This is a genomic window from Pseudarthrobacter sp. RHLT1-30-1, from assembly GCF_059383415.1.
Genome location: NZ_JBWZCG010000005.1, coordinates 12,431 through 35,479 on the forward strand (window position 1 = coordinate 12,431; position 23,049 = coordinate 35,479).

Annotated in this window: 18 protein-coding genes; 3 read left to right on the forward strand and 15 right to left on the reverse strand. The window is 66.8% G+C overall.

The genetic code is table 11. The annotated features are described in order from the left end of the window. Positions 1–13: 13 nt before the first annotated feature. The 3 genes from AC50YM_RS05525 to AC50YM_RS05535 are packed head-to-tail and all read left to right on the forward strand — an operon-like array spanning position 14 to position 3,208. The gene (locus AC50YM_RS05525; RefSeq protein WP_494955973.1) at positions 14–163 is read left to right on the forward strand and encodes a hypothetical protein; all 150 of its coding nucleotides are present in this window, start codon (positions 14–16) and stop codon (positions 161–163) included. Beyond that, positions 160–1,650, forward strand: a complete 1,491-nt coding sequence (locus AC50YM_RS05530; RefSeq protein WP_494955974.1) for an oligosaccharide flippase family protein — start codon at positions 160–162, stop codon at positions 1,648–1,650. Before AC50YM_RS05525 ends, AC50YM_RS05530 begins: the two co-directional genes overlap by 4 nt. Continuing rightward, complete coding sequence (locus tag AC50YM_RS05535) at positions 1,595–3,208, forward strand: glycosyltransferase family protein (RefSeq protein ID WP_494955975.1); 1,614 nt, start codon at positions 1,595–1,597, stop codon at positions 3,206–3,208. The genes AC50YM_RS05530 and AC50YM_RS05535 overlap by 56 nt, the downstream gene beginning before the upstream one ends. A gap of 27 nt (positions 3,209–3,235) precedes the next feature. Here the strand turns inward: AC50YM_RS05535 and AC50YM_RS05540 are convergent, their stop codons facing one another. The 15 genes from AC50YM_RS05540 to AC50YM_RS05610 all read right to left on the reverse strand — a co-directional run bounded on the left by AC50YM_RS05540 (position 3,236) and on the right by AC50YM_RS05610 (position 23,036). Beyond that, on the reverse strand, positions 3,236–4,459 hold the full coding sequence (locus AC50YM_RS05540) for a glycosyltransferase (protein WP_494955976.1): 1,224 nt from the start codon (positions 4,457–4,459) through the stop codon (positions 3,236–3,238). A gap of 159 nt (positions 4,460–4,618) precedes the next feature. Then, entirely contained in the window at positions 4,619–5,506 is an 888-nt protein-coding gene (locus AC50YM_RS05545) for a glycosyltransferase (protein WP_494955977.1), read from the reverse strand. A gap of 393 nt (positions 5,507–5,899) precedes the next feature. Then, complete coding sequence (locus AC50YM_RS05550) at positions 5,900–7,210, reverse strand: M18 family aminopeptidase (protein ID WP_494955978.1); 1,311 nt, start codon at positions 7,208–7,210, stop codon at positions 5,900–5,902. Between the two features lie 40 nt (positions 7,211–7,250). Next, the gene (locus AC50YM_RS05555) at positions 7,251–8,162 is read right to left on the reverse strand and encodes an intradiol ring-cleavage dioxygenase (protein ID WP_494955979.1); all 912 of its coding nucleotides are present in this window, start codon (positions 8,160–8,162) and stop codon (positions 7,251–7,253) included. A 229-nt stretch (positions 8,163–8,391) separates the two neighbouring features. Continuing rightward, a complete protein-coding gene (locus AC50YM_RS05560; RefSeq protein WP_494955980.1) occupies positions 8,392–9,834 on the reverse strand; it encodes an amino acid permease in 1,443 nt (480 codons plus the stop codon). Between the two features lie 285 nt (positions 9,835–10,119). Further along, entirely contained in the window at positions 10,120–10,887 is a 768-nt protein-coding gene (locus tag AC50YM_RS05565) for a response regulator (protein WP_494956093.1), read from the reverse strand. 10 nt (positions 10,888–10,897) lie between these two features. Next, complete coding sequence (locus tag AC50YM_RS05570; RefSeq protein ID WP_494955981.1) at positions 10,898–12,235, reverse strand: sensor histidine kinase; 1,338 nt, start codon at positions 12,233–12,235, stop codon at positions 10,898–10,900. 31 nt (positions 12,236–12,266) lie between these two features. Beyond that, positions 12,267–13,154: an ABC transporter permease gene (locus AC50YM_RS05575; protein ID WP_494955982.1), complete on the reverse strand. Its 888-nt coding sequence runs from the start codon at positions 13,152–13,154 to the stop codon at positions 12,267–12,269. A 3-nt stretch (positions 13,155–13,157) separates the two neighbouring features. Next, on the reverse strand, positions 13,158–14,102 hold the full coding sequence (locus AC50YM_RS05580; RefSeq protein ID WP_494955983.1) for an ABC transporter ATP-binding protein: 945 nt from the start codon (positions 14,100–14,102) through the stop codon (positions 13,158–13,160). Positions 14,103–14,231: 129 nt separating this feature from the next. Then, entirely contained in the window at positions 14,232–15,728 is a 1,497-nt protein-coding gene (locus tag AC50YM_RS05585) for a bifunctional phosphatase PAP2/diacylglycerol kinase family protein (protein WP_494955984.1), read from the reverse strand. Positions 15,729–15,819: 91 nt separating this feature from the next. Beyond that, positions 15,820–17,007 (reverse strand): MFS transporter, encoded by a 1,188-nt coding sequence (locus AC50YM_RS05590; RefSeq protein ID WP_494955985.1) that lies wholly within the window; start codon positions 17,005–17,007, stop codon positions 15,820–15,822. 112 nt (positions 17,008–17,119) lie between these two features. After that, positions 17,120–18,802, reverse strand: a complete 1,683-nt coding sequence (locus tag AC50YM_RS05595; RefSeq protein WP_494955986.1) for an ABC-F family ATP-binding cassette domain-containing protein — start codon at positions 18,800–18,802, stop codon at positions 17,120–17,122. A 57-nt stretch (positions 18,803–18,859) separates the two neighbouring features. Beyond that, entirely contained in the window at positions 18,860–20,881 is a 2,022-nt protein-coding gene (locus AC50YM_RS05600; protein ID WP_494955987.1) for a penicillin-binding transpeptidase domain-containing protein, read from the reverse strand. 86 nt (positions 20,882–20,967) lie between these two features. Continuing rightward, entirely contained in the window at positions 20,968–21,624 is a 657-nt protein-coding gene (locus tag AC50YM_RS05605) for a response regulator (protein WP_494955988.1), read from the reverse strand. Beyond that, on the reverse strand, positions 21,621–23,036 hold the full coding sequence (locus AC50YM_RS05610) for a sensor histidine kinase (RefSeq protein ID WP_494955989.1): 1,416 nt from the start codon (positions 23,034–23,036) through the stop codon (positions 21,621–21,623). Before AC50YM_RS05610 ends, AC50YM_RS05605 begins: the two co-directional genes overlap by 4 nt. Positions 23,037–23,049: the final 13 nt, after the last annotated feature.

Consider the following 23,049-nt stretch of genomic DNA (forward strand, 5'->3'; position numbering starts at 1 on the left):
AAGGGCATCGAGCATGAACTTTCCGATCGCGAGCCCGGTCGTTGAGGCGGGAGCGAAACAAGAGGAAACCGCCCTGATCTCCTTGCCGATCTATCCGCACGTCACCGCCGCGCGGCAGGGATATATCGTCGAACGAATGTCTTCAGCGCTGGGCATGCCGTGAACAACGGGAAGACACCGGCCACACGCACGGACGGGGGTGCCATCACGGGGCCGGTTCAGGGCTCCGGCGCCAATGCTGCCCTGGGCTGGAGCCTCCTCAACACGGGCGTCGCCAAGCTGGGAACGTTAGGTATTGGAATAGTACTGACGAGGCTGCTCGGACCCGAGTCCTACGGAACATTCGCGGTCGCCATGGTTGCTTTGTTGGCTGTCCTAACGTTCAACGAACTCGGAGTCAGCCTCGCGATCGTCCGCTGGCCGGGAGATCCCCTTATCATTGCGCCGACGGTGACGACGATATCCATCGCCAGCAGCCTACTCTTTTGCGGCGCGGGCCTCGTAGCCGCACCTTGGTTCGCAGCCACCATGGGTGATCCCGAAGCAACAGACGTTGTGAGGGTGATGGTTTGTTGCGTGCTGGTGAGCGGCGTGGTGGCTACACCCGCGGCCCTAATGCAGCGTGGATTCGATCAAAAGACCAAGATGATGATTGATCAGGCTAACGTATGGGTCGGTACCATCGTGTCGGTCGCTTTGGTCTTGGTTGGACTAGGCGCCATGAGCCTGGCCATCGGGCGGCTAACGGGCACGGTCTTTTCAGGCGTTCTTTTCGTTATGAAGTCGCCGGCGCCCTTCCGGGCAGGGCTTGACCGAACCGTATTGATGCCGCTGTTGCGGTTCGGGTTGCCGTTGGCCGGAGCAAGCATCATAGTGTTCTGCGTCAGTTACTTGGACCAGCTCCTCACCGGCAATCTGCTCGGCCCGATCATGCTCGGTCTCTACGTTCTTGCCTTCAACTTGTCCAGTTGGCCGGTGACCGTTTTTTCGCAACCGCTCCGTAGCGTGGCACCGGCCGTTTTTTCCAGGCTTCAGAACGACCCCGAAAGTATGCGCTCCGCGATGGCGGCCCTGATCGGCGTGCTGGCGTCAGTGACGTTTCCCATGGTTGCCCTGCTTGCTGCGGCGTCCGGTCCAATCGTCGGGCTGGTATATGGCCAACCTTGGCTGGCGGCTTCGGGAGCCCTCTATTGGCTGGCAATCCTTGCCGGTTTTCGAATCCTCTTCGAGCTGATTTATGACTACCTCGTGGTCGTGGGCATGACCGGCTCCATCTTGTCCACTCAATTACTATGGCTCGCTGCCCTGGTTCCGGCCCTACTTCTCGGCGCGCGCGGCGGAATCTCGGGCGTGGCGATGGCTCAGCTGCTCATTGTGGCAGCCGTGGTGCTCCCCATCTACCTATGGCGACTCAATGTCGCGGGAATCGCGCCGCTGAAAGTTGCGCGCCAACTCTGGCTGCCCGCCGTAGGTTCAGCACTGGTTCTTGTCACCGGTTCCCTGTCGGCCGGCCGGCTTCCCGGGTGGATCGCGCTCGTCGTAGCCGCCGTCGCCGCGCTGGCCATTACGGCAGGACTTCTATGGCTCCGACGCGATGACGTCGCCGCTCTGCGGCTTCTCGGCAAGCGAGGCAGCCTTGACCTGCATTAGGGAAAACCTCGAAATCTTTACGGGTCTAGTTCAGCGTGCGGCATCGCTGTCGGCGGCCGGAGCCCTGGAGGAGGCCGCCGTTCAGTCACAACTAGCCGCCCGGTTTGCCTGGCTGGACCACACTGGACTTTTCGCCAGCACCGAACTCGAAACGGTTGTGGACCAGATCCGGAAGTCATTGCCCGGAAAGCAGCCCGAGCGACCGACACATCGCGGCGGGATGCTCAATGTGGTTCATGTTGCGACGCAGCTGTACGGTGCCGGAGGCCACACCCAGACGATTGCGTGCTGGATCCGTCAGGATGGTTCTTCGAGCCACCGGCTCGTTCTGACCCGGCAAGGCAGCGCAGCATTACCTAAGAAAATCTCCCGTTGCCTCCCTGGGTCCCGCGCAGTGGAGTACCTGGACCGCATGCCAGGCGGTCTCCTACGACGGGCTGCCGCTCTCCGAACGGCAGTTGAAACCGCCGACGTCGTGATCGTGCATGCGCACCCGGATGACGTCGTCCCGGCCATCGCCTTGGGCACCGGAAGCTCTCCGCCGGCCGTGTACGTCAACCATGCGGATCACGTGTTTTGGCTTGGCACCTCGGCCGCGGACGTCGTTCTGAACCTCCGCAGGAGCGGGGAGCAGCTCAGCATTGCCAGACGAGGCGTCGATCCCAGCCGATGCATGGTGGCCAATCGCCCTCTTGAACTGGCGCCAAGCACCCCCCCGTCCAGCGCCCGACGTTCGGAGCTGCGGTCCCGATGGTGCGTCACCGACAACGATTTCCTGGTCGTTTCTGCGGCGGCGGCCACCAAATATGATTCAGTGGGAACAGAATCCCTGATCGACCTGTTTGAGACCTTCCTGCAACGGCAACCACGTGCAAAACTGCTCGTGGCCGGGCCCTCCTGCGAGGGCCAGTGGGCCGAGGCGTCCTTGGCAACAAATGGACGGATCCGGGCTCTCGGTCGGCTTTCCGAGGTAGCCACCCTGTTGTCGGCGGCCGACGCCTACCTGGACTCTTTTCCGTTCGCTTCCCTCACCTCCTTGCTTGAGGCCGGAGTCCACGGACTCCCCCTGGTGACCTATCGGGGCCATCCCGCTGAGTGCGACGTCCTCGGCGCTGACTCCCCGGGACTTGAGGCAGCCCTTTTTACCCCCTCGTCACGGCATGAATTCGTGACAACAATGACATCGTTGGCCGAATCACCGTCATTCAGAGCGCTGAGCGGCGACACCACACGGTCCGCCGTTCTGGCCGGGCACAGCCTTGTCGCGTGGGGCGACACCGTCAGGGAGATTTATAACCAGGCCCAGCGGGCAGCGCCTGAGCTTTCCCCCCGGATGGCCCCGTGGCAGGACGGTCCTCTCGATCAACTTGTGGCCCTCGTCCAGCGACAAACCGGGTTCGGCGGCGGTGTAGACGCCGCCGAAGCCGACGTCGTGTCGCTCCGGCCGGCTGGGCAGCGCCTCAGGCTGTGGGCCGAGCTAAGAAAGTCCCGACCTATGCGCGTTTCACTCCTGCTGCCCGAGTGGACCCGTGCCAGTGTCGCAGGGCTCCGCAAATAGTTCCCGGTGAGCCTCGACCCGGCACGCCTAGATAGGCTTCATGGCGAACGGCGTCGATCTCCGGGCGCGGTAGAACGTCTCCGCTGCCGTCACAGCCGGGCCCGTTAGCAGCCACGCACCGGTGTTGTCATGGAAACCGGCCATGACAGACCGGCCTGCCATCGCAGCGGCGATGTCGGCCACGGCGTCGAAACTGATATTCGTCAGCGCCATGGACTGACCCTCGGGGTGCGAGCGGGCCATGGCGGCTATCGCCGACTCGTCCACAGTGAGGAAGCTGAAGCAGACACCCCGCCGGTTCAGCTGCAGAGGACCGTCCACCCACATAGGATCCTGGTCATCAGGAATGCCGCTTATTACCAGCGCAGATGTCAGGCCGGCGGATGACCAAATCTCATCGATGTCCCGGCGGATGTCACCCAGGACGGTCGCCGTTTTTGCGCGTTTGCGCAGCCGATGGGCAACCAATGAGTCCCGCAACCACCGGCAACTCCACTTCTGGGCTCTCAAGGCCACCGATATCAAGGGGTGCGAACTGACGCGGGAAGCCAGCCGTGCGGTGCCACATGTTGTGACCACAGGCATATGATCACGGTATTCCTCGACTATCCGAGAATGTGCCTCAGCCAGACGGTCCAGGTTCACGGTCAGGCTGTTATGCGTAAGCGGGATGTCCGCCACGGCGACCCTCAGGCCCATGGTGCGCATGCGGACGCCATATTCCACGGCATAGGCATGCCAGGACAAATCATGATCCTCGGAGAGCGGCTGCCGGAGGATCTGCTCCCGTGAGGCCATGAAGAGCACTTCGTCCACACTGTCGACATCCGACAACCCGTCGCGCCTCTCTCCCGAGAGTATGATCCGGTCCCGGATCCTGCCGAGCAACTGGCCCCGCTTCGTGACCCCAATAGCGCCCAGGAGCCCGATGGAGTCATCGTCCAACAACGCAGCGGCGACCGCTTCCACTGCAGGCAGAGAGTGGAGATAGACGTCCTGATGCACAAAGACCAGGACGTCATTTTGGGCCAACGAGGCGCCATGGTTTAGGGCCGCACCGGCCGAGGAGAATTGCCCTGCCGTGTTGTCTACCGGGATGAATTCCGTTTGCGGGGCCTCAGAGGTCCCGGCATGCAAAGATGCGATAAGGCACTCACGCAAGACGGCGAGGTTGTTGAAAACACAGATGACGGATACGGGGCACCGCCGTGGCTGACCAGAATCGGGCATGTACATCTGATTCCCGTTCATTTTTCGCCTTTCGCGTGGGGAATTGCGAGGCCGCTTCTATGAAGCCTTCGTATTGAAATTGCCAACACGTCAGGTTTCCCAAGGTTTCCTTCTGCCCCACCGGGCGCCGACGGCCGCAATAGTATCTGCCTGCCTTTGGGGCTCATGGGTGGACGCGCTTTAGGCTCCTCTCCTTGACGCAGCGACTCCGGAAGCGAGAAGCCTCTTTGCCTGGTCCAAGCCGTTCTTGCCTAGAAGCGCCATGGCAATGCCCTTTATTGCCCTCCGTACTTGCTCCGTGCCGATGCGGATGGGCGAGGACCAGATTGTGTCCCGCAAGAAGTCAATTGTGGACGGACTCACCATTGAAGCCAATAGCCCGGGAAACCGGTCAATATATGCCGCCGGTGAGGTCAATTTTCCATGCACGCGGTTACTCACATTTCCGCCGTGGACTACCTGCAACCAGGCCGGTCTTCCCCCGATCTCGACGACCGGCATGTGCTTGCCGAGGAGATTATGCCAATCAGCCCAACAAGTCACGGGGCTGTCCCACGACTCCACAACGGAGCAGAACGCATTGCGCCGGTCTGTCCGTCTGAACAGCCGCTTATCAAAAGCTATGAGACCTTCCGTCATATAGAGTGCAGTTCGATGCGGCTGAGCGGAGAAAAGCTGGAGGCGGTGTGCGAAGTCAACCGCCAGCGCGTCATCGTTGTCCAAGTTAGTTGTGATCAACCTTTCCCCAGGGTGACTGACAACTTCGCGAAGGTCGGCGCACAGCTCTGAGCTGCTGACTTCTGCCCGAAAGATTGGCACAAAGACATTGCCTGCGGACCATTCCTGAATGCGCTCCAGCAACCAACCAGGGCTTTCCGGATCGAAGTAGATGATCCAATGGATGTTTTCAGCCGTTTGCGCCTTGACGGATGTGAGGCAATATCTCTCGAAAAGCTCGACTCTGTTTTCAAGCCAGCCGTCCTGAGCCCGCACCATCCGCTCCACTCCTGGGGACGGCAGGTTGAACCTAGTCAATAGAACATGATCAACCGGATTATCGTTTCTCATCGCGCCTCCGCCCGCTTCTCCGATCCGCACGACCGCGGTCTCGCTCCCGAAAGCAAGGAGGCAGTCCGGGAATCAGGCGGGGCCCACACACTGTGGCGGTCTTCATATAGAGCTCCATAATCGAAGTGCGACGACCCGCACCAAGCCAAGGCACCGCACGCTGGGAAACTGCCGTGTGCCTAGAACCATACGGCTGGTCCGGGGGCCCCACCCCGCTGCAGGCGGAAGTCTGTGGGTATCCGCAGAATCAGTGTGGATTGATGAAGCGCCTAGATGCTTCATCTCCGGTCCCGTCAAGCCCAATCTGCTCCGGATTTTCGCCACGCTGAGACCGGTCCCGGCGCAGTTGCACCAGCAACCTCGTGTTCGGCCACACCCCGGACAAGGCCCCTGTTACGCCGACGTGCGGAAGAAGACCCTGGTCACCTTGGCAAGCCGGTAGGGGTCCTGGACGCCGCAGAGTTCCCGGGCCGAGTGCATCGAGAGCAGGGGCACGCCGACGTCGACCGTCCTAATCCCGAGGCGGGTGGCGGTCAGCGGCCCGATCGTGGAGCCGCAGGGCATCACGTTGTTGGAGACGAATTCCTGGTACGGGATGCCGGCGTCCGAGCACAGCCGGGCCCAGAGGGCGGCGCCGGTGGCGTCGGTGGCGTAGCGCTGGTTGGCGTTGATCTTCAGCAGCGGGCCGCCGTTCAGGGCCGGCCGGTTGGCCGGATCGTGCCGTTCGGCGTAGTTGGGGTGGACGGCATGCCCGGCGTCGGCGGACACGCAGAACGACGCCGCGAAGGCCTGCCGCCGCTGGCTCGCCGAGGCCCCGAGCCCGTCGGAGATCCGCACCAGCACGTCCTCGAGGATGGGTCCGCTGGCGCCGGACCGGGAGGCGGAGCCGATCTCCTCGTGGTCGAACGCGGCCAGCACGGCAATCGGTGATCCGGCCGGCAGCGGCGCGGCGGCGTGCGCGATCAGCGCGGTGAGCCCGGCGTGGGTGGCCGACAGGTTGTCGAGCCGGCCGGAGGCGAAGAACTCACCCTTCGCGCCGAACACCGCCGGCGCCTGGGTGTCCGCAATGACAACGTCGTAACCGCCGATCAGGGCGGCGTCCACGTCCGCGCCCGCAACCCGGTCCGCCAGCAGGCCCAGCAGGTCTTCCCCAGCCGGGTCACCGAGTCCGTAAACGGGGTTCATGTGCTGCTGCTTGTCCAGAGCCAGTCCCTCGTTCACCGCGCGGTCCAGGTGGATGGCGAGCTGCGGGAATCGCAGCAGCGGCCCGGTAGCGGTGAGGTGCTGGGTGCCGTCCCGCATCACCAGGCGTCCGGCGAGCTGCAGTTCGCGGTCCAGCCAGGAGTTGAGCAACGGGCCGCCGTAGACCTCGACGCCGGCCTGCAGCCAGCCGAACTTGCCCGTGGTCGGTTTGGGCTTGAGCTTGAACGACGGCGAATCGGTGTGCGCGCCCAGGATGTTGAAGCCCGTGGTGGGGCCCGCCGCCTCCGGCGTCACCCAGGCGATGATCGCGCCGTCGCGGACGACGTAGAACTTCCCGGTGCCGGCGGCCCCGGTCCAGGCCTGCAGTTCGTCGAGGGCGGTGAATCCGGCTTGGTCGAGGCGGCGGGCCGCCTCGTGCACGGCATGGAAGCTCGACGGCGACGCGGTGACGTACGCGCCGAGGTCCTGGATGTGGGCTGCGGCGCTGGACTCTGAAGGCATGGCTTCGAGTCTAGCGCCGCGCAGTTGGGCCGGACGGCTGCTACACGGTGACGTTGAGTCCGGCTGTGTATCCGCCAGTCACGGACCCGGTCATGGTGGCGAGCTGGTAGATGCCGCCGTCGTTGCCGAAGACGTTGTCCGACTTCAGCATGGTCCGCGGGAAGTTCCGGGCGCTGGATTCGTATCCGGCCGAGGCGTAGATGTCCTTGCAGGCGGCGTCCGTGAGCGCGATCTGCGACACGGCAAGGACCTGCCCGGCCGCCGTCGCGTTGTCCATGGACTCGAAGACTTCGAAGTGGATGTGTGGCCAGCGGCCGCTGTAGGCGCCGGGGAAGATGGTCTGGAAGGTGACCTGGCCGTTGGCGTCGGCCTCCTGGACGCCGCGGAGGTAGTTCTCGTTCTTGAGTCCGGCGTCGTACATGGAATATTTGCCGTCCTTGTCGCAGTGCCAGGCGTAGACGGCGGCCCCGGCCAGCGGCACGCAGCCGTTGGTGTTGTCCAGCAGAGTCAGCGTGACGGTGAGCGGCACGCCGCCGGCCCTGGTGCTGGAGGTCCCGAAGCTGGAGGTGATGTCCTGCCGGACCACGCCGGAGGCGGCCAGCACGTTAGGGCCGTTGGAGCCGTCGCCGGGGTAGGGTCCGGCGGTTTCCTGGGGTATTTCGACGCCGCACTCGGCGATGGCGCGCGTCAGCGTGGGCGAGGCAGAGGACGACGGCGTCGGGGTGGCAGCCGCAGTTCCGGCGGATGCCGGCGCCGGCCCGGTCGCGGCGGCGGTGGACGACACGGCACCAGGGGAGGAGCCGCCCGGGGTGCAGGCTGCCAGGGCGGCGGCCGTTCCGGCACCCAGGAACATGCCCAGTGAGCGGCGGCTCATGAGGGTGGAGAGATCGAATTCCAGGCCGCGGTCATGGTTGGGGTGGGGCTCGTGCGGTGGCTGCGGGGAAGTGGTCATGCGTCTATGGAACCCCGGGGCAGTATGCCTTGACTAGGCCGGTCCTGTGCAGGAGCTGTGGCCTGCGCAGGAGCGGCCCGGGCGCCGCCCCGGTGCGGGACATGCCCTCCCCTGGCGGCGGCGATTGGACATAGTGCCACTGTGTCCAACGCTCCGCAGCAGGAGGGGGCATGTCCCATGGTGCTTGGCGGGCCCGCCGGTCAACGCAACCCGCCGAGCCCTCAGGGAGCTACGACGCCGGGCTGGCGCCCACGGTGGCTTCCTCGGCTGGCGCCGCGGTCTCGTCCGCCCGGGTGTCGCCGGCGCCGGAAGCCGCCGGCTTCCCGCCGTTTTTGCGGTAGCGCCACAGTCCGATACCCACGACGACGGCGGCGAGGGCCAGGGAGAGCAGCAGGGATTCGCGGGTGGAATCCAGGACCACCATGCCGATCAGCAGCGCGACGATGCTGATGATGGCCACCCAGGTCAAGTAGGGGAAGAGCCACATCTTGAGTTGGAGATCCTTGGCGGCCTCGCCCATCCGGCGGCGCAGGATCAGCTGTGAGCCGGCAATCACGAGCCAGACAAACAGGGCAATGGCCCCTGAGGTGTTGACCAGAAACAGGAACACGGTGTCCGGGGCGACATAGTTCAGGCCGACGGTAACGAAGCCCACCACGGTGGAGGCCAGGACGGCTGCGGCCGGGACGCCGCGGCGGGAAATCCGCATCCAGGACCGGGGCGCGTCGCCGCGCCGGGAGAGGGAGAACAGCATCCGGCTGGCGGTGTAAAGGCCGGAGTTAAGGCACGACAGAACGGAGGTCAGCACCACGATGTCCATGATTGTGCCGGCGCCGGGGATACCGAACAGCTCGATCACGGCAACGTAGGGGCTCTTGGCCACGGAGGCCGAGTTCCAGGGAAGGAGGGTAACCACGACCGCTATGGAGCCAATGTAGAAGACAAGGATGCGCCAGACGGTGGACTTCACGGCCTTCTTGACCGCATCGACCGGGTTTTCGGATTCACCGGCGGCGATGGTGGCGATTTCAGCACCGAAGAAGGAGAAGACGACCACGAGGATGCCCGCCAGCACGGCGCCCGGCCCATTGGGCATAAAGCCACCGTTTTCCAGCAGGTTGCTCACTCCGGGCGCCGGAACGCCCGGGACGAGGCCCAGGATTGCGGCGACGCCGAAGAGCAGGAACAGCGCAATCGCCGCAACCTTTATGGACGCGAACCAGAATTCGAACTCTCCAAAGGACTTAACCGAACCCAGGTTGGTCAGGGTCAGGAGCACCATCAGCAGCAGCGCCCACACCCACTGGTCGATCCCCGGGACCCAGCGGTGCATGATCGCCGCGCCCGCCGTGGCCTCGATGCCGAGGACGATAATCCAGAACCAGGCGTACAGCCAGCCGATGCTGAACCCTGCCCACCGGCCCAGGGCTTTGTCGGCATAAGTCGAGAACGAACCGGTTTCCGGGTTGGCCGCCGCCATTTCGCCCAGCATCCGCATGACCAGGATGACCACGAGGCCTGCCGCCGCGTAGGCGACCAGGATCCCGGGGCCCGCCTGCTGGATTGCAGCGCCGGAGCCGACGAACAGGCCGGCGCCGATCACGCCAGCGATGGCGATCATGGACAAGTGTCTGGGTTTCAGAGACTTGGAGAGCTGCTGGTCTGCCTGCATAAGGCGCCGTCCTTTGTGGATTGTGCGGGTCCGCGGATGGATCGTGAAAACTTGTGTTGCGGACCACATTGACGTTTCACACTAAACCGGGGCGCGGGCCGCGCGTCCTGTGCGATCCCACAAATGACTGACCCGATGTCCGGGCACCCTTCCAGGGAAACGGCCCGTGGAGCAACGAAAGTTGCTTCACGGGCAATTTTGTAATGTGCCTGAAACCACTGCTTCAGGCAATCTGCTGCCCGTGCCGGCTGGCCCAGCCACCTGGCCAGTTGCCAGCGCACGGGTTCAGTAGTCCGGGTTGCTGGGCACCACAAGTCCGGTCTCGTAGGCGTAGACCACTGCCTGGACCCGGTCGCGCAGATGCAGCTTGTTGAGGATCCGGCGCACGTGCGTTTTGACGGTGGCCTCGGAGAGGAAGTACCGGTGCGCGATCTCGGCGTTGGAAAGACCCTCGGCCATCGCCCCCAGCATCTCGGTTTCGCGCGGAGTCAGGTCTTCCAGCAGCGGATCCCTGTCAGGACGGTCCTCGTGACGGGAATCCCCTCCTGACGGCACGCCGCCGGACCCGGATGGGGCCCCAGCAGGAAAGCCAGCGGACCCGCTGGGGTGCGACCAGTTGCCCCGGACATACGTTTCCAGCAACCGCCGCGTGATCCGCGGCGCCACCACCGCGTCCCCGCTCGCCACCACCCGGACGGCGCTGACCAGTTCGGCGGGCGCGACATCTTTGAGCAGGAAGGCCGAGGCCCCGGCCTGCAGCCCGGCGAAGGCGTATTCGTCCAGGTCGAAGGTCGTAAGGATGATGATCTTCGCGTGGGCTCCGGACGCGGTGATCGCCCTCGTTGCCTCGATCCCGTCCAGCAACGGCATCCGCACGTCCATCAGCACGACGTCGGGCGCGAGGTCACGCACCCCGCCGACCGCTTCCGCACCGTTGGACGCCTCGCCCACAACGCTCAGATCCTCCTCGCCTTCGAGGATCAGGCGGAAGCCCATCCTCAGCAGCGGCTGGTCGTCCGCCAGCAGGATACGGATCCGTCCGGTCCTGCTCATCGGGTCCGCTTCACTCATTCGCCCTCATTTCCCTGTTATCGCCGTTCCAGTGCAGGACGGCGTGCACGCGCCAGCCGTGATCGGCGGCGCGTCCTGAAGCCACGGTGCCCGCGTAGATTCGAGCCCGCTCCAGCATTCCGGCGAGTCCCTGGCCGGTGCCCACGGACCGTGGGGAATCCCGTGCCCCCGGCGGCGCGGACGAGCCGTCGGAACCCACGGAGCCTTTGCCGTCGTCGTCGACGTCGATGGTGACCGTTGACCCGTCCCGGACAATCGCCACCTCCACCCGGCCCAGGGAACGTCCGTAGCGCAGCACGTTGGTCAGTGACTCCTGCACGATCCGGTACACCGTCAGCTGGAACGCGGCATCGTCCGGCAGCGACGGTCCGGTGTGCGTGTAGTGCAGCGGCAGGCCCGCCGTTCGGAAGCCTTGCATCAGTTTGTTCAGGCTGTCCGCTGCACCGAGCGGTTCACGCGGAGCCGGCCCGGGCGCCGAATCATCACGCAGGACGCCGAGGACGCGCCGCATGTCCGCCAGGGCGGTGCGGCCGGTGCGGGAGAGTTCCCCAAGTACCTCGGCCGCCCGCGCCGGGTCCTTCCGAACCACGACGGCGGCGCCGTCCGAAAGGCTGATCATCACCGTGAGCGAATGCGCCACGACATCATGCATTTCGCGGGCGATGCGGTTTCGTTCCGTGACCGACCCGAGCCGCGTGGCACCCGCGGCCCAGGCGGCCATCTCCTGCTGGTGCTCGCGTCCCTGCCGGACCGAGACGCCGATCCCGGTGGCAATGATGTTGGAGAGGGCAATGCTGACACCGGCGGCAATGCTGCTGATCAGCTGGAAGTTCTCCGGAGTGTTTACGCCCAGGTCCGGCACCCGGCCATCCAGCGGACCGACCGCCAGCAGGAGGTACAGGACCATCAGCGGCGCAGTGGCCGCGGCCAGGCAGACCAGGGCGAAACGCTGGCCACGCACCACCGCGACGGAGTACAGCGCAAACCACAGCCCGCCGGAGACGTTGGACCCCCAGGGGTGCAGCATGGTCACGCCCACCTCCAGCACAGCCACCACGGCAACCACCGGTACCGGATGGCCCCGCCGGAACAGCAGCGCCGCCGCGGCCGCCGCGAGCAGCACGGCGGCCGGCCAGACGCCGTCGAGCACCGATCCCACCGCGGCGGGGGTCACCAGCAGCAGGTAGCAGGCCACGACAACGGCGTCCATGGCCCGCGGATGCTGGAACAGGTAGCGCCGGATCCGCCCCCGGCGTCGGGCGGTGATTTCAGCGAAGGACGCGCCGGCCTGGTCGGCCGGCGCGCCCCTGACTGGAACTGCGTCGATCATGCTTTGAGCCTAGACGGCGGCCCGGCGAGCCCTAGACATCCCGCCTTTTCAGCAGCACGGCGGCCAGGACCACCGGGATGGCGACCCACGCCCCGAGCACCAGGGCGGCCTGCCAGACCTCCAGCGTGTCCGGGAGATGCTGCACGGCTGTCATTGGTTCGACCGTATTGCCGGGCAGGTACTTGCGGGCCTCGACGAAGAAGTCACCAGGGATCAGCTGGAAGGCGATCGGTGCGACGAAGAACAGCCCGACGAGGCTCATGATGCCGCCGGCGGAGTTGCGGATCAGCGCGCCCAGGGCCATGCCGATTGCGGCGACGGCGGCAACGTAGATGCTGTTGACGAGCAGCAGCTTCACCGACTGAGAGCTGCTGAGGTCCAGCTTGAGGTCGTAATTGTCCAGAATCGGCAGCGCCACCAGGCCGGCCAGCAACACGGAGGCGCCGGTGAGGACGAACGCCGTCACCATGACCACGAGCAGTTTGGCGGCGAACGCCGGGAGCCGTTTGGGGACGGCCGCGAACGTCGAACGGGCCATGCCCGTGGTGAACTCGGAACTCATCACCAGCACACCCAGTGAGCCCAGGATGAGCTGCGCGAACACGATGCCGGAGGTGGGGACACCGACGGCGAGGTCCCCGCCCTGGGCGGCGAAGGCAGCGGCCGCTTCCGGGTCGGTGGCCGCGGCCTCAGCGAACTGTCCCGTTCCCCAGCCGGAGAGGGCGCCGAAGCCCACGACCACCAGGACGGTGCAGCCGAGCAGGATCAGGGTGGACAGGAGCGTGCGGAACTTGATGAATTCGGAGTTCAGCACCCGGTGGAAGCTGGGGCCTGGGCCGGTGCTGGAGGGCTTGCCGGCCGGGGTGTGTCCGGAGCCGGCGGGCGCACTGCGGGAGGGATCAAGGGTCGTGGAACTCATGGCTTAGTTGCCTCCGGACTGGACGGGAGCGGCAGCGCCCGTGGTGATCAGCGAGTGGTATTCGACCTCATCCTTGGTCAGTTCCATGTAGGCCTCCTCGAGGCTGGCCTGAAGCGGGGTGAGTTCGTAGATCATGACGCGGCTGTCAAGGGCCGCGCGGGCGATCTGGCGTGGATCCAGTCCCGCGACCTCAAGCAGTTCGTTGTCCTGCAGCTCCACGGAGATGCCCTCCCCGGCCAGCAGGTGCATCAGGTGGTCCGGCTGGTCGGTCCGGACGCGGGTGCGGATCCGGCCCTTGCCGTTGATGATGTCCTGAATCGGCGCGTCGGCGATGATCCTGCCGCGGCCGATCACAATCAGGTGGTCCGCGGTGACGGCCATTTCGCTCATCAGGTGGCTGGAGAGGAACACCGTGCGCCCCTCGGAGGCCAGGTACTTGACCAGGTTACGGACCCAGACCACACCTTCCGGGTCCAGGCCATTAACCGGCTCGTCCAGGATGACGGTCTGCGGGTCGCCGAGCAGCGCCGCGGCGATGCCCAGCCGTTGCCCCATGCCGAGCGAGAATCCGCCGACCTTCTTCCGGGCCACTTCGGCCAGTCCCGTCATCTCGATGACTTCGTGCACGCGCTTCTTGGGGATGCTGTGCGTGGCGGCCATCGCCAGGAGGTGGTTGTACGCCGAGCGGCTGGTGTGGACGGCCTTGGCGTCGAGCAGGGCGCCGACGTCGCGCAGCGGCGCGGCGTGCCGGGCGAACGGAGCGCCGTTGACGGTGACGGTGCCCGACGTCGGCCGGTCCAGCCCCATGATCATGCGCATGGTGGTGGATTTCCCGGCTCCGTTCGGGCCCAGGAAGCCGGTGACCCGGCCGGCCTCGACGGTGAAGTTGACGCCGGCGACGGCCGTCTTGTCGCCGTAAACCTTGGTCAGGGCTCTTGCTTCGATCATGGAAGCGTTCCTTTGGCTAGCTGTGGGAGTGGTGTACCCACCACGCTACCGAGCCGGGAAGCTGATTTCGCCGGTCTCAGGGATGATTCAGGGTCGAATCAGGGTAGTCCGGGAGGATGACGGCGCAGTTCAGGAGGCCGGCGAGTAGTACGTCAGGGCCCCGGGCGTGACCGTGAATTCGACGGCGCGGACCCCCGGCATGACCTCTCCGTCCACTGCGAGCACCATGGTGGTGTCCCCCGGCTCCACCCGGATGCTGCGTGTTTCGCTGAGGTGGGTGATCCGGGAGGTGGCGACGGTTCCGGTCAGCACGGACCACAGCAGCCGGAGCCGGGCAAACGATTCGTCGGCAGTGATCATCCTGAGGTCGAAGACGCCGTCGTCGAGCACCGGCCGGACCAGCGGGGCATGGTCGCGGGGGTAGTAGCGGCCTCGGCCGACATACAGAATCCAGAGTTTATGCCGCACGCCGTCGACAATCAGGGTGGTGGGCTTCTCGGCGGCGAAGGTCCGGAACATGGCAACGACACCGGCCAGGGGTTTGCCGAAGGCCGGCTGGAGCAGTTCACGCCGGCGGACCAGGTTCGGGTACAGGCCGATACTCGCCGTGTTGAGCATGGTCAGCTGCGCCTGTTCGGGGCTGTCCGGGAGGCCGCGCTGCACGGACACCCGGCCCACGTCCGCCCGGGCCGCTTCGCCGCGGGTCGCGGCCTCCACCGCGGCCGAGAGATCCGGGATTCCGGCGTCGCGGGCGAAATGGTTCAGCGTCCCGCCAGGCAGGACCAAGAGCGGGAGGCTGTGCTCGACGGCGGCCGCGGCCGCCGTGCCGACAGTGCCGTCCCCGCCCCAGACCCCCAGGGCCACGATGCCGGGCCGGCCCGCTATCCGGTCGATCTCTGCCGCGAGGTCGTTATTCTGGTCAACTTCCTGTATGTACGCTTTGGGGAATACTTCCTGCAGGGCGGCCGCCGTCTCCTCCGCGTAGGAGCCGCCCAGGGTGTTGACGGCGATGCCCAGGCCGGCCCCCTCCGGCAGCTTTGCTGCCTGCACGGCGGTGCGCCGGATCGCGGGGAATGGCGGCCGGACCGGCCACCATTTCCGTGTCATCATGGCCGCTCCGGCGCCGATCGCCGAGCCGAAGAAGACATCCGAGGGCCAGTGCGCGCCGGTGTGGACGCGGGAGTAGGCGACACCTGCCGCGAGGGGTGCCAGCGCGGCGCCGATCGCGGGCCGCACCAGGCCCACGCCCAGGGCGAAAGCGACGGCCGAGGCGGAGTGTCCCGAGGGCATGGAGGAGCTCGTGGGTTGGGGGTGGACAAACCTGAAGACCGGCAGGTGCTCCGGCAGCGGCCGGGCACGTGGCAGCAGCGTCTTGAACCCCAGATTGGTGACGGCGGAAGCCACGGCCTGCGCCAGCAGTCCGTGCAGGGCGGCGCGGCGGGTCCGGCCTTTGAACAGGGCCATCACGGCGGCGATGGCGAACCAGAGTTTGCCTTTGTTCGCGGCGGCGGAGAGCCGGCGGAAGAAATCGTCGTGGTGGCCCCCGGGGAAGCCGGAGACGGCGCGGACGAGTTTGCGGTCGAGTTTCCCCAGCCGTCCCGGTGCCTTCCTCAGCATGCTGCGCATCCGACCACCTTACTGCCGGCACGACCGGAGCGCAGTCAGACGGGCGGGGACCCTGAAGCGGCGTTCCCGCACGGGACTCCCCGCCGGGTATTCAGTTGGTGCGCAGGGGCTTCGCGGCACCGGCGAGCAGCAGCGCCCCCAGAATCGGAATCATGATGGTCAGCAGGGCCAGCCGGATACCGATCAGGTCCCCGAGGTAGCCCAGCAGCGGCGGTCCGGCCAGGAACGCGACGTACCCGATCGTGGACACCACCGACACCCGGGCCGCGGCGTGCCTGGGGTCGTCCGCCGCGGCCGACATCCCCATCGGGAACGCGAGGGCGGCCCCGGCGCCCCAGAGCACCGCTCCGGCCGTGGCCAGCCAGAGGTTATCGGCCAGCACGAAGAGCCCCAGCCCGGCGGCGGCGGCGGCCATGCTGGCACGGAGCACCGGCACCCGGCCGTAGGCGTCGATTGCCCGGCCGCCGAAGAAGCGCACCGCGGTCATGGCCAGCACGAAGGCCGCGAAGAGCAGCGCACCGGTGGAATCTGTGGCCTCCAGTCCGTCGACGGCGGCTTTCGCGATCCAGTCGTTGCCGGCGCCTTCGGTGAGCGTCGCACCCAGCACCACCACACCGATCAGCAGCGTCCGTCCGTCCCGCCAGGCCGAGGCGCCCCTGGCTTCCCTCGGCTCCCCGGCCGCCGGCACGGGCGCCGGGAGGTGCGGCAGGAAGTAGCGCGGGGCAAACATGGTCAGCACGGCAACGATGGCGGCGATCACCAGCAGATGCGCCGGGAGCCCGACTCCCAGTCCCGCCAGGCCAGCGCCGATCAGGGCCCCCAGGAACGCGCCGCCGCTAAAGGCGGCGTGGAACTGCGGCATGATGGTGCGGCCGAGCCGGTGTTCGACGTCGGCGCCTTCAATGTTCTGGGACACGTCCCAGAGCCCGATGCCCATGCCAAAGAAGAACAGTGCAATGCCGGTCCCGGGCACGGACTCGGCCAGCAGCGCCAGGGCAACCCCGACCCCGGCCAGGGCGGCGACCAGACCGGCACCGCGAACGGTATTGGCCGTCCCGATCCGGGCCACGACGGTGCCGGCGGTGGGCAGCGCGATCAGGGAACCGGCCGCGACGCAGAGCAGCAGGGTGCCCATCTGGCCTGAGGAGATGTGCAGGATGTCCGTCACCGCGGGAATCCGGGCGGCCCAGCTGGCGAACACGAGCCCGTTGATTCCGAAAATCAGGAAGGTCGCGGCGGCAGCGGCATTAAGTTGCGGTCGGGTTGCTGTCCTGGTCATACGATCACTACTTCCACCGAGTGTTGGTCGAGCTGAACAATTTCAACGCGGGGTCACATCGAGCCCATAACCACGGCGGGAATGGGCGCGAGGTGACCCCGCGTTGGAGTGGCTAGCGGGCGCGCTGGACGCGCTTTTCGTCCCAGACGGGTTCGGCGGATTCGTAGACCTTGCCGTCCGAGCCGAAGACCAGGAACCGGTCGAAGGTCCGGGCGAACCAGCGGTCGTGCGTCACAGCCAGGACCGTTCCCTCGAAGTGGTCGATGGCCCGTTCCAGCGCCTCGGCCGAGTGCAGGTCCAGGTTGTCCGTGGGCTCGTCGAGCAGCAGCAGGGTGGCGCCGGAGAGCTGCAGCAGCAGGATCTGGAACCGGGCCTGCTGCCCGCCGGAGAGGGATTCGTATTTCTGCTCCGACTGCGGGGCCAGGCCGTACCCGTCCAGTGCACCGGCGGCCGCCTCGCGCCCCATGCCCGAGCGGTGTTCGTCACCGCGGTGCAGGATTTCCAGCAGGGTTTTGCCGAGCAGGTCAGGCCGGACGTGGGTCTGGGCGAAGAAACCAGGCCGGATCCGGGCGCCGAGTTTCACGGTTCCCTCGTGCGGGACTTCGGCGATGTCGACGTCGGACACCGGCAGGTGCTCGCGTTCGGGGTCGGTGCCGCCGGTGGCGAGCAGGCGCAGGAAGTGGCTCTTGCCGGAGCCGTTGGAGCCGAGCACCCCGACACGGTCACCGAACCAGACCTCGGTGGAGAACGGTTTCATCAGGCCCGTGAGTTCCAGTTTTTCAGCGACGACGGCCCGTTTGGCGGTCCGGCCGCCCTTGAGTCGCATCTGCACGTTCTGCTCGATCGGCAGGGCCTCGGGCGGACCGGCTTCGAGGAACTTCGCCAGCCGGGTCTGCGCGGCGTGGTACCGGTTGGCCATGTCCGAGCGGAACGCGGCCTTGTTTTTGTACATGTTGACGAGTTCCTTGAGCTTCACGTGCTCCTCGTCCCAGCGTTTCCGGAGCTCCTCGAAGCGGGCGTTCCGGTCCGCGCGGGCGTCCACGTAGGAGCCGAAGCCGCCGCCGTGGATCCAGGCCCCGGCGCCGTTGATGCCCGGTTCCAGGGTCACGATGCGGCCCGCGGCGTTGTTCAGCAGTTCGCGGTCGTGGCTGATGAAGAGCACGGTCTTTTTCGACTCGTTGAGCTTTCCCTCGAGCCAGCGCTTGCCCGGGACGTCGAGGTAGTTGTCGGGCTCGTCGAGGAGCAGCAGCTGATCGGGGCCGGCGAACAGTGCCTCGAGGACCAGGCGTTTCTGCTCGCCGCCGGAGAGGCTCGACGCCGGGCGGTGCTGCGCGCGGTCAAAGGGCAGGCCCAGGGCGGCCATGCAGACCTCATCCCAGACGGTCTCGACGTCGTAGCCGCCGGCATCTCCCCAGTCCACGATCGCCTGGGCGTAGGCCATCTGGGTGGGCTCGTCGTCGTGCTCCATCATGGCCAGCTCGGCTGCGTCCACGGCGCGCGCGGCGGCCGCCAGCGCCGGGGGCGCGGCGGAGACGAGCAGGTCGCGGACGGAGGAGTCATCCCGGACCTGGCCGACGAACTGGCGCATGATGCCCATGTTGCCGGAACGGCCGACTACGCCTTCGTCGGCGATGAGGTCTCCGGAGATGATGCGGAAAAGTGTCGTCTTGCCCGTTCCGTTGGGCCCGATCAGCGCCGTTTTGGTCCCGTCCGGGACTTTAAAGGTCACACCGTTGAGCAGCTGGGTGCCGTCGGAGAGGAAGTAATCGATGTTGGAAACGTCAATATGAGCCACGCTTCCATCCTCCCACGGGCACTAAGCAGGCCCGCGCGCCCGCGCGCCAGCTGAGGTTTAGCCCGCAGCGGTGAGGAACTGCTTCAGCAGCGGGCCGGAGACGGTGGCGCCGAGCCCGCCCTCCTCGACGAACACGGCGACCGCCAGGTCCCCGTGCACCGCCACGATCCAGGCGTGGGTCTTGGGCGGGTCGTCGGAGCCGAATTCGGCGGTTCCGGTTTTCGCTCCCACCGGGGCGCCCGGAACGGACGCGAGGAAGCCGGTGTGGCCGGAGGTGACGACGGCACGCATCATGTCGGCCAGGGCGGCCGATTCCGCCACGGTGACAGGAGTGCGCGGGGTCGCCGGTGCGGGGGCCGACGACGCCGGCGCGGCGCCTGACGTAGTGGCGCCTGACGAAGTGGCGCCTGCTGACGGGGCTGCCGTGGCGCCGGCGGGGTCGGCGCCCGCTGCGGCTTCGCCCGCTCCTGGGTTCAGAACGAGTTGCGGCGACACGGGCGCACCCTTGGCGACCGATCCCGCCATGATGGCGGCGGCCAGGGGGGACATCAGCACCTTGCCCTGGCCGATCATCGAGGCGGCATGCTCGGTTCCCGTGGCGTCGCCCGGGACGGAGCCCAGGAACGCGGACGCCCCCAGCAGGGGGGCTTCCACCGCGACGCCGAGGGAGGTGGCTGCGGCTTCCAGCTGGGCCTGGCTGACGGTGTCGCGGGCGTTGATGAACGCGGTGTTGCAGGAGTGCGCAAAGGCATCGCGCAAAGTTACGGATCCCAGCGAGGAGGCCGGGTAGCCTTCGGCGTTTTTGAAGGTCCGGCCGTCAACTGTCAGGGTTGCGGGGCATTCCACCGTGGATTCCGGGGTCATGCCGTTGCGGAACATGGCCAGCGAGTCGACGATCTTGAAGATCGACCCGGGGGCGTACTGCCCCAGCAACGCGGTGTCGTAGCCGTTGCTGCCCGGTCCGGAGGCTGCGGCCAGGACGGCGCCGGTCGAGGGCCGGAGCGCCACGATGGCCGAAGCGGGACCCACCTTGCCCAGAACGTCCTCGGCCAGCTGCTGGAGGGCAGGGTCGAGGGTGGTTTTCAGGGGCGTCCCCACCTTCATCTCGACCTGGAAGAGCACACGGCGGCCACCGTTGAGCAAGGTCTGGCGTTCCTCGGCTGTGAGGCCTGCTTTTTCGGCAAAAACCTGGGTTCCGTTGCTGCCGCGCAGTTGCGCGTCGTATTGCTGCTGCAGGCCACCGGTTCCGGTGGTGTCCCCGGCTTTGAGCGTTCCGCCGGATTTCTCGATCTGTTCGGCGTTGGCCTCCGCTGCGGTGCCCAGCAGGGCGCGGGCGAAGGTGCGGGTGGGTGCCAGGGGGAGGAAGTCGTGGATGGCGCGGGCGCCGGGAATCTCGCCGATCTGATTGTCGGTGATGGTCCGGCCGTCCTCGCGCAGGGTGATGGCGGTGACGAAGGCCTCCGGGCCGGCCGTCTGGACCTGTTGGGTGTAGGCCGCGGGGTCCACCCCGACCAGCTGGGCGAGCCGGGTGGCGGACGCCGCCGGATCGGCGGAGGCCAGCAGGGGTTTGTCGATGCCGACGTTCACGACCGGGCGGTAGGTGACGAGCTTGGCGTCGCCGGCGCCGAGGATCTCCGCCCGCTGCGGGGACTGGGACAAAGTGCCGAGGATTTCACCCTCGGCCAGCCCGGGGACGAGCGTCGCCGGGTTCCAGACGGTCAGCCACTTGTCGCCGGACTTTTTCAGTTCGGCGAAGGTGGTGTATTTCCACTCTCCGGAGCCGATCTTCCAGCTGTAGTTCAGCGGGACCGTGGCGGTGTCCTTCTCCAGTGTCAGCTCGCCGGTTTCCACCGCGGGTTTAACCGGGTCCAGTGCCTTGAAAATCTCCTTGAGCTGGTCGCTGGCGGCGCCCGGGTCCCTGCCGTTGAACGGCACCGCCCCGACGTCGAGCGCCGCAACACCGGAAGCAAGCTGCTTGGCCGCCTCCCGGGCGCCGGCGCGGCCGTCGTCGCAGGCCACCAGCGAGACGCCAAGAACCAGACCAACAAGGACAGCTGAAATTTTTGATATGTTCCCCACCGCGCCATTATGCACCGTGCCGCAGACAATTCCGTTGTCACACAGCGTTGGCCGCGGGCCCCTGGTGGCCCCTGCGGCAGCCGCACTCAGAAACGCCGGATGATCCTGCGCTGCGCGGCCACGGAGATCGCGGCCGTGCGGTTGTCCACGCCGAGCTTGCCGTAGATGTGCACGAGGTGGGTCTTGACCGTGGCCTCCGAGATGTACAACTGCTTGGCGATGGCCCGGTTGCCCAGGCCGGTGGCGAGCAGCTCCAGCAGCTGGATCTCACGGGCGGACAGGACCGGCTCGGGATTGCGGATCCGGCCCATCAGCCGCGCGGCGACTTCGGGTGCCAGCGGTGTCTGGCCTGCCGCGGCGGAAAGCACCGCCCGGCGGATCTGCTCCGGCGGTGCGTCCTTGAGCATGTAGCCGCTGGCGCCGGCTTCCACCGCGGCGAGGATATCGGCGTCGGAGTCAAAGGTGGTGAGGATGAGCACCGGCGGGGCGGGCTGGCCGGCATCGCCTGCCGTGATCCGGCCTGTCGCCGTAACGCCGTCCATGCCGGTGCCCATCTGCAGATCCATCAGGACGACGTCGACCGGCTCGCCGAGGGTGTGGAGCCGGGAGAGCTCGGCCAGGGCCGCGCCGCCGTCGGCCGCCTCGGCCGCGACCGAGATGCCCTCGAAATCGCTCAGCATGGCCCTCAGCCCGGCCCGGACCACCGGGTGGTCGTCAACGAGCAGTACCCGGATATCGCTCACGGTTCGTTCCCTGCCGGGGAGTCCCCGAGCGGCAGCCGGATGGCCACCACGGTTCCTTCACCGGGGGCGGACTCGACGTCCAGGCTGCCCGCCAGTGCCGCCACCCGTTCCTGGAGCGACTTCAGCCCGTAGCCGGAGCCGTCGGGGCGCCCGGTGTGGCCGGTGTGGCCGGTGGCCGCCGAGGGATCGAAGCCCACGCCGTCGTCGTAGATATCCATCGCAACTTCGCTGCCGAGGAAGGACAGGGTCACGACGGCGGTGCCCGCCTTGGCGTGCACCCAGACGTTCGCGAGGCTTGCCTGGGCGGCACGGAGCAGGGTGGTGCGGTACGGGTTGGGAAGTTCCACCGGTGTTCCTTCAAGGTCGAAGCGGCAGCGCAGCCGGGCGCCGCGGGCGGCCGCCTCGGTTTCGGTTTTTTCGCAGAGCCGGCGCAGGCTGCTCACCAGGGGATCCGCTGGCGTCTCCCGGTGGGAGTTGTCCGGCTGGATCTCAGCCGAATTGTCTGCCGGGTTCCCCGCTGGCTGCTCTGCTGGGTTCTCCGGCTGGCTTTCCGCAAATGCGGGCGGCTGCAAGCCCCGGACGAAGTTGCGGGCCTCGGCCAGGTTGGCCGAGGCCGTCTCCTGGACTGTCCGGAGCCGGTCGAGGGCTGTGGCGGTGTCCCCGTCGTCGAGGGACTTTTCCGCCGACCGGCCCATCAGCACAATGCTGGAGAAACCCTGGGCGAGGGTGTCGTGGATTTCGCGGGCCAGCCTGGCCCGCTCTGCGAGCATGCCCGCGTTGTGCTGGCTGCGCGCTAGTTCGGCGCGGGTGCGGCGCAGCTCTTCCGCCGCGAGCCGCTGGTTTTCCGCCTCCATATAGAGCGCCCGGTACGCCAGACCGGTGACCACCGCAAAGGCTGCCCCGAACGCCGGCCCCAGCACCATGGGCAACTGCAGGGCCTCCCCGTCCGCTCCGTTGTTGTGGAACCACAGCGCCACGATGACCAAAACCGTGCTCAGGGCGATCGCCGGCAGCGCCAGGCGCAGCGGGAGCACTCGCAACTGCAGAAAGAAGAGCGGGAAGGCCAGCCACACGAAGTCGGCGCTGGCCCAGATCAGCAGCAGCCAAAGCAGGCAGACGGCACCGAGCCACAGGTGCGAATACGGTATGGGGTCGAACTGGGACGGATCCGAGGAGTGCCGCTTCTCCAGGACGGTGCCGAGCACGTAGACGGCGGCAAGGATCAGCGCAAGGCCCAGGGTCAGCCAGTTCGCGCCCTGGGGTCCCGTCCCCAGCAGCCGTACGAGGGCGACAAGCAGCAGTACGGCGAACCCGCTGTGAAGGCACACCCGCAGGACGCGCAGGATCACCGCGGCCTCCGTCGTGCCTGCCACGGCGTTCCCTGCCAGGGCACTGCGGTCCTTGTCATCCATGCTTTCAGCGTAG

Bases quoted from the DNA above. Each gene is read 5' to 3' on its own strand.
- AC50YM_RS05525 (WP_494955973.1), top strand. From the start codon at position 14: ATGAACTTTCCGATCGCGAGCCCGGTCGTTGAGGCGGGAGCGAAACAA.
- AC50YM_RS05535 (WP_494955975.1), top strand. From the start codon at position 1,595: ATGACGTCGCCGCTCTGCGGCTTCTCGGCAAGCGAGGCAGCCTTGACC.
- AC50YM_RS05540 (WP_494955976.1), bottom strand. From the start codon at position 4,459: ATGAACGGGAATCAGATGTACATGCCCGATTCTGGTCAGCCACGGCGG.
- AC50YM_RS05545 (WP_494955977.1), bottom strand. From the start codon at position 5,506: ATGAGAAACGATAATCCGGTTGATCATGTTCTATTGACTAGGTTCAAC.
- AC50YM_RS05550 (WP_494955978.1), bottom strand. From the start codon at position 7,210: ATGCCTTCAGAGTCCAGCGCCGCAGCCCACATCCAGGACCTCGGCGCG.
- AC50YM_RS05555 (WP_494955979.1), bottom strand. From the start codon at position 8,162: ATGACCACTTCCCCGCAGCCACCGCACGAGCCCCACCCCAACCATGAC.
- AC50YM_RS05560 (WP_494955980.1), bottom strand. From the start codon at position 9,834: ATGCAGGCAGACCAGCAGCTCTCCAAGTCTCTGAAACCCAGACACTTG.
- AC50YM_RS05565 (WP_494956093.1), bottom strand. From the start codon at position 10,887: ATGAGCAGGACCGGACGGATCCGTATCCTGCTGGCGGACGACCAGCCG.
- AC50YM_RS05570 (WP_494955981.1), bottom strand. From the start codon at position 12,235: ATGATCGACGCAGTTCCAGTCAGGGGCGCGCCGGCCGACCAGGCCGGC.
- AC50YM_RS05575 (WP_494955982.1), bottom strand. From the start codon at position 13,154: ATGAGTTCCACGACCCTTGATCCCTCCCGCAGTGCGCCCGCCGGCTCC.
- AC50YM_RS05580 (WP_494955983.1), bottom strand. From the start codon at position 14,102: ATGATCGAAGCAAGAGCCCTGACCAAGGTTTACGGCGACAAGACGGCC.
- AC50YM_RS05585 (WP_494955984.1), bottom strand. From the start codon at position 15,728: ATGCGCAGCATGCTGAGGAAGGCACCGGGACGGCTGGGGAAACTCGAC.
- AC50YM_RS05590 (WP_494955985.1), bottom strand. From the start codon at position 17,007: ATGACCAGGACAGCAACCCGACCGCAACTTAATGCCGCTGCCGCCGCG.
- AC50YM_RS05610 (WP_494955989.1), bottom strand. From the start codon at position 23,036: ATGGATGACAAGGACCGCAGTGCCCTGGCAGGGAACGCCGTGGCAGGC.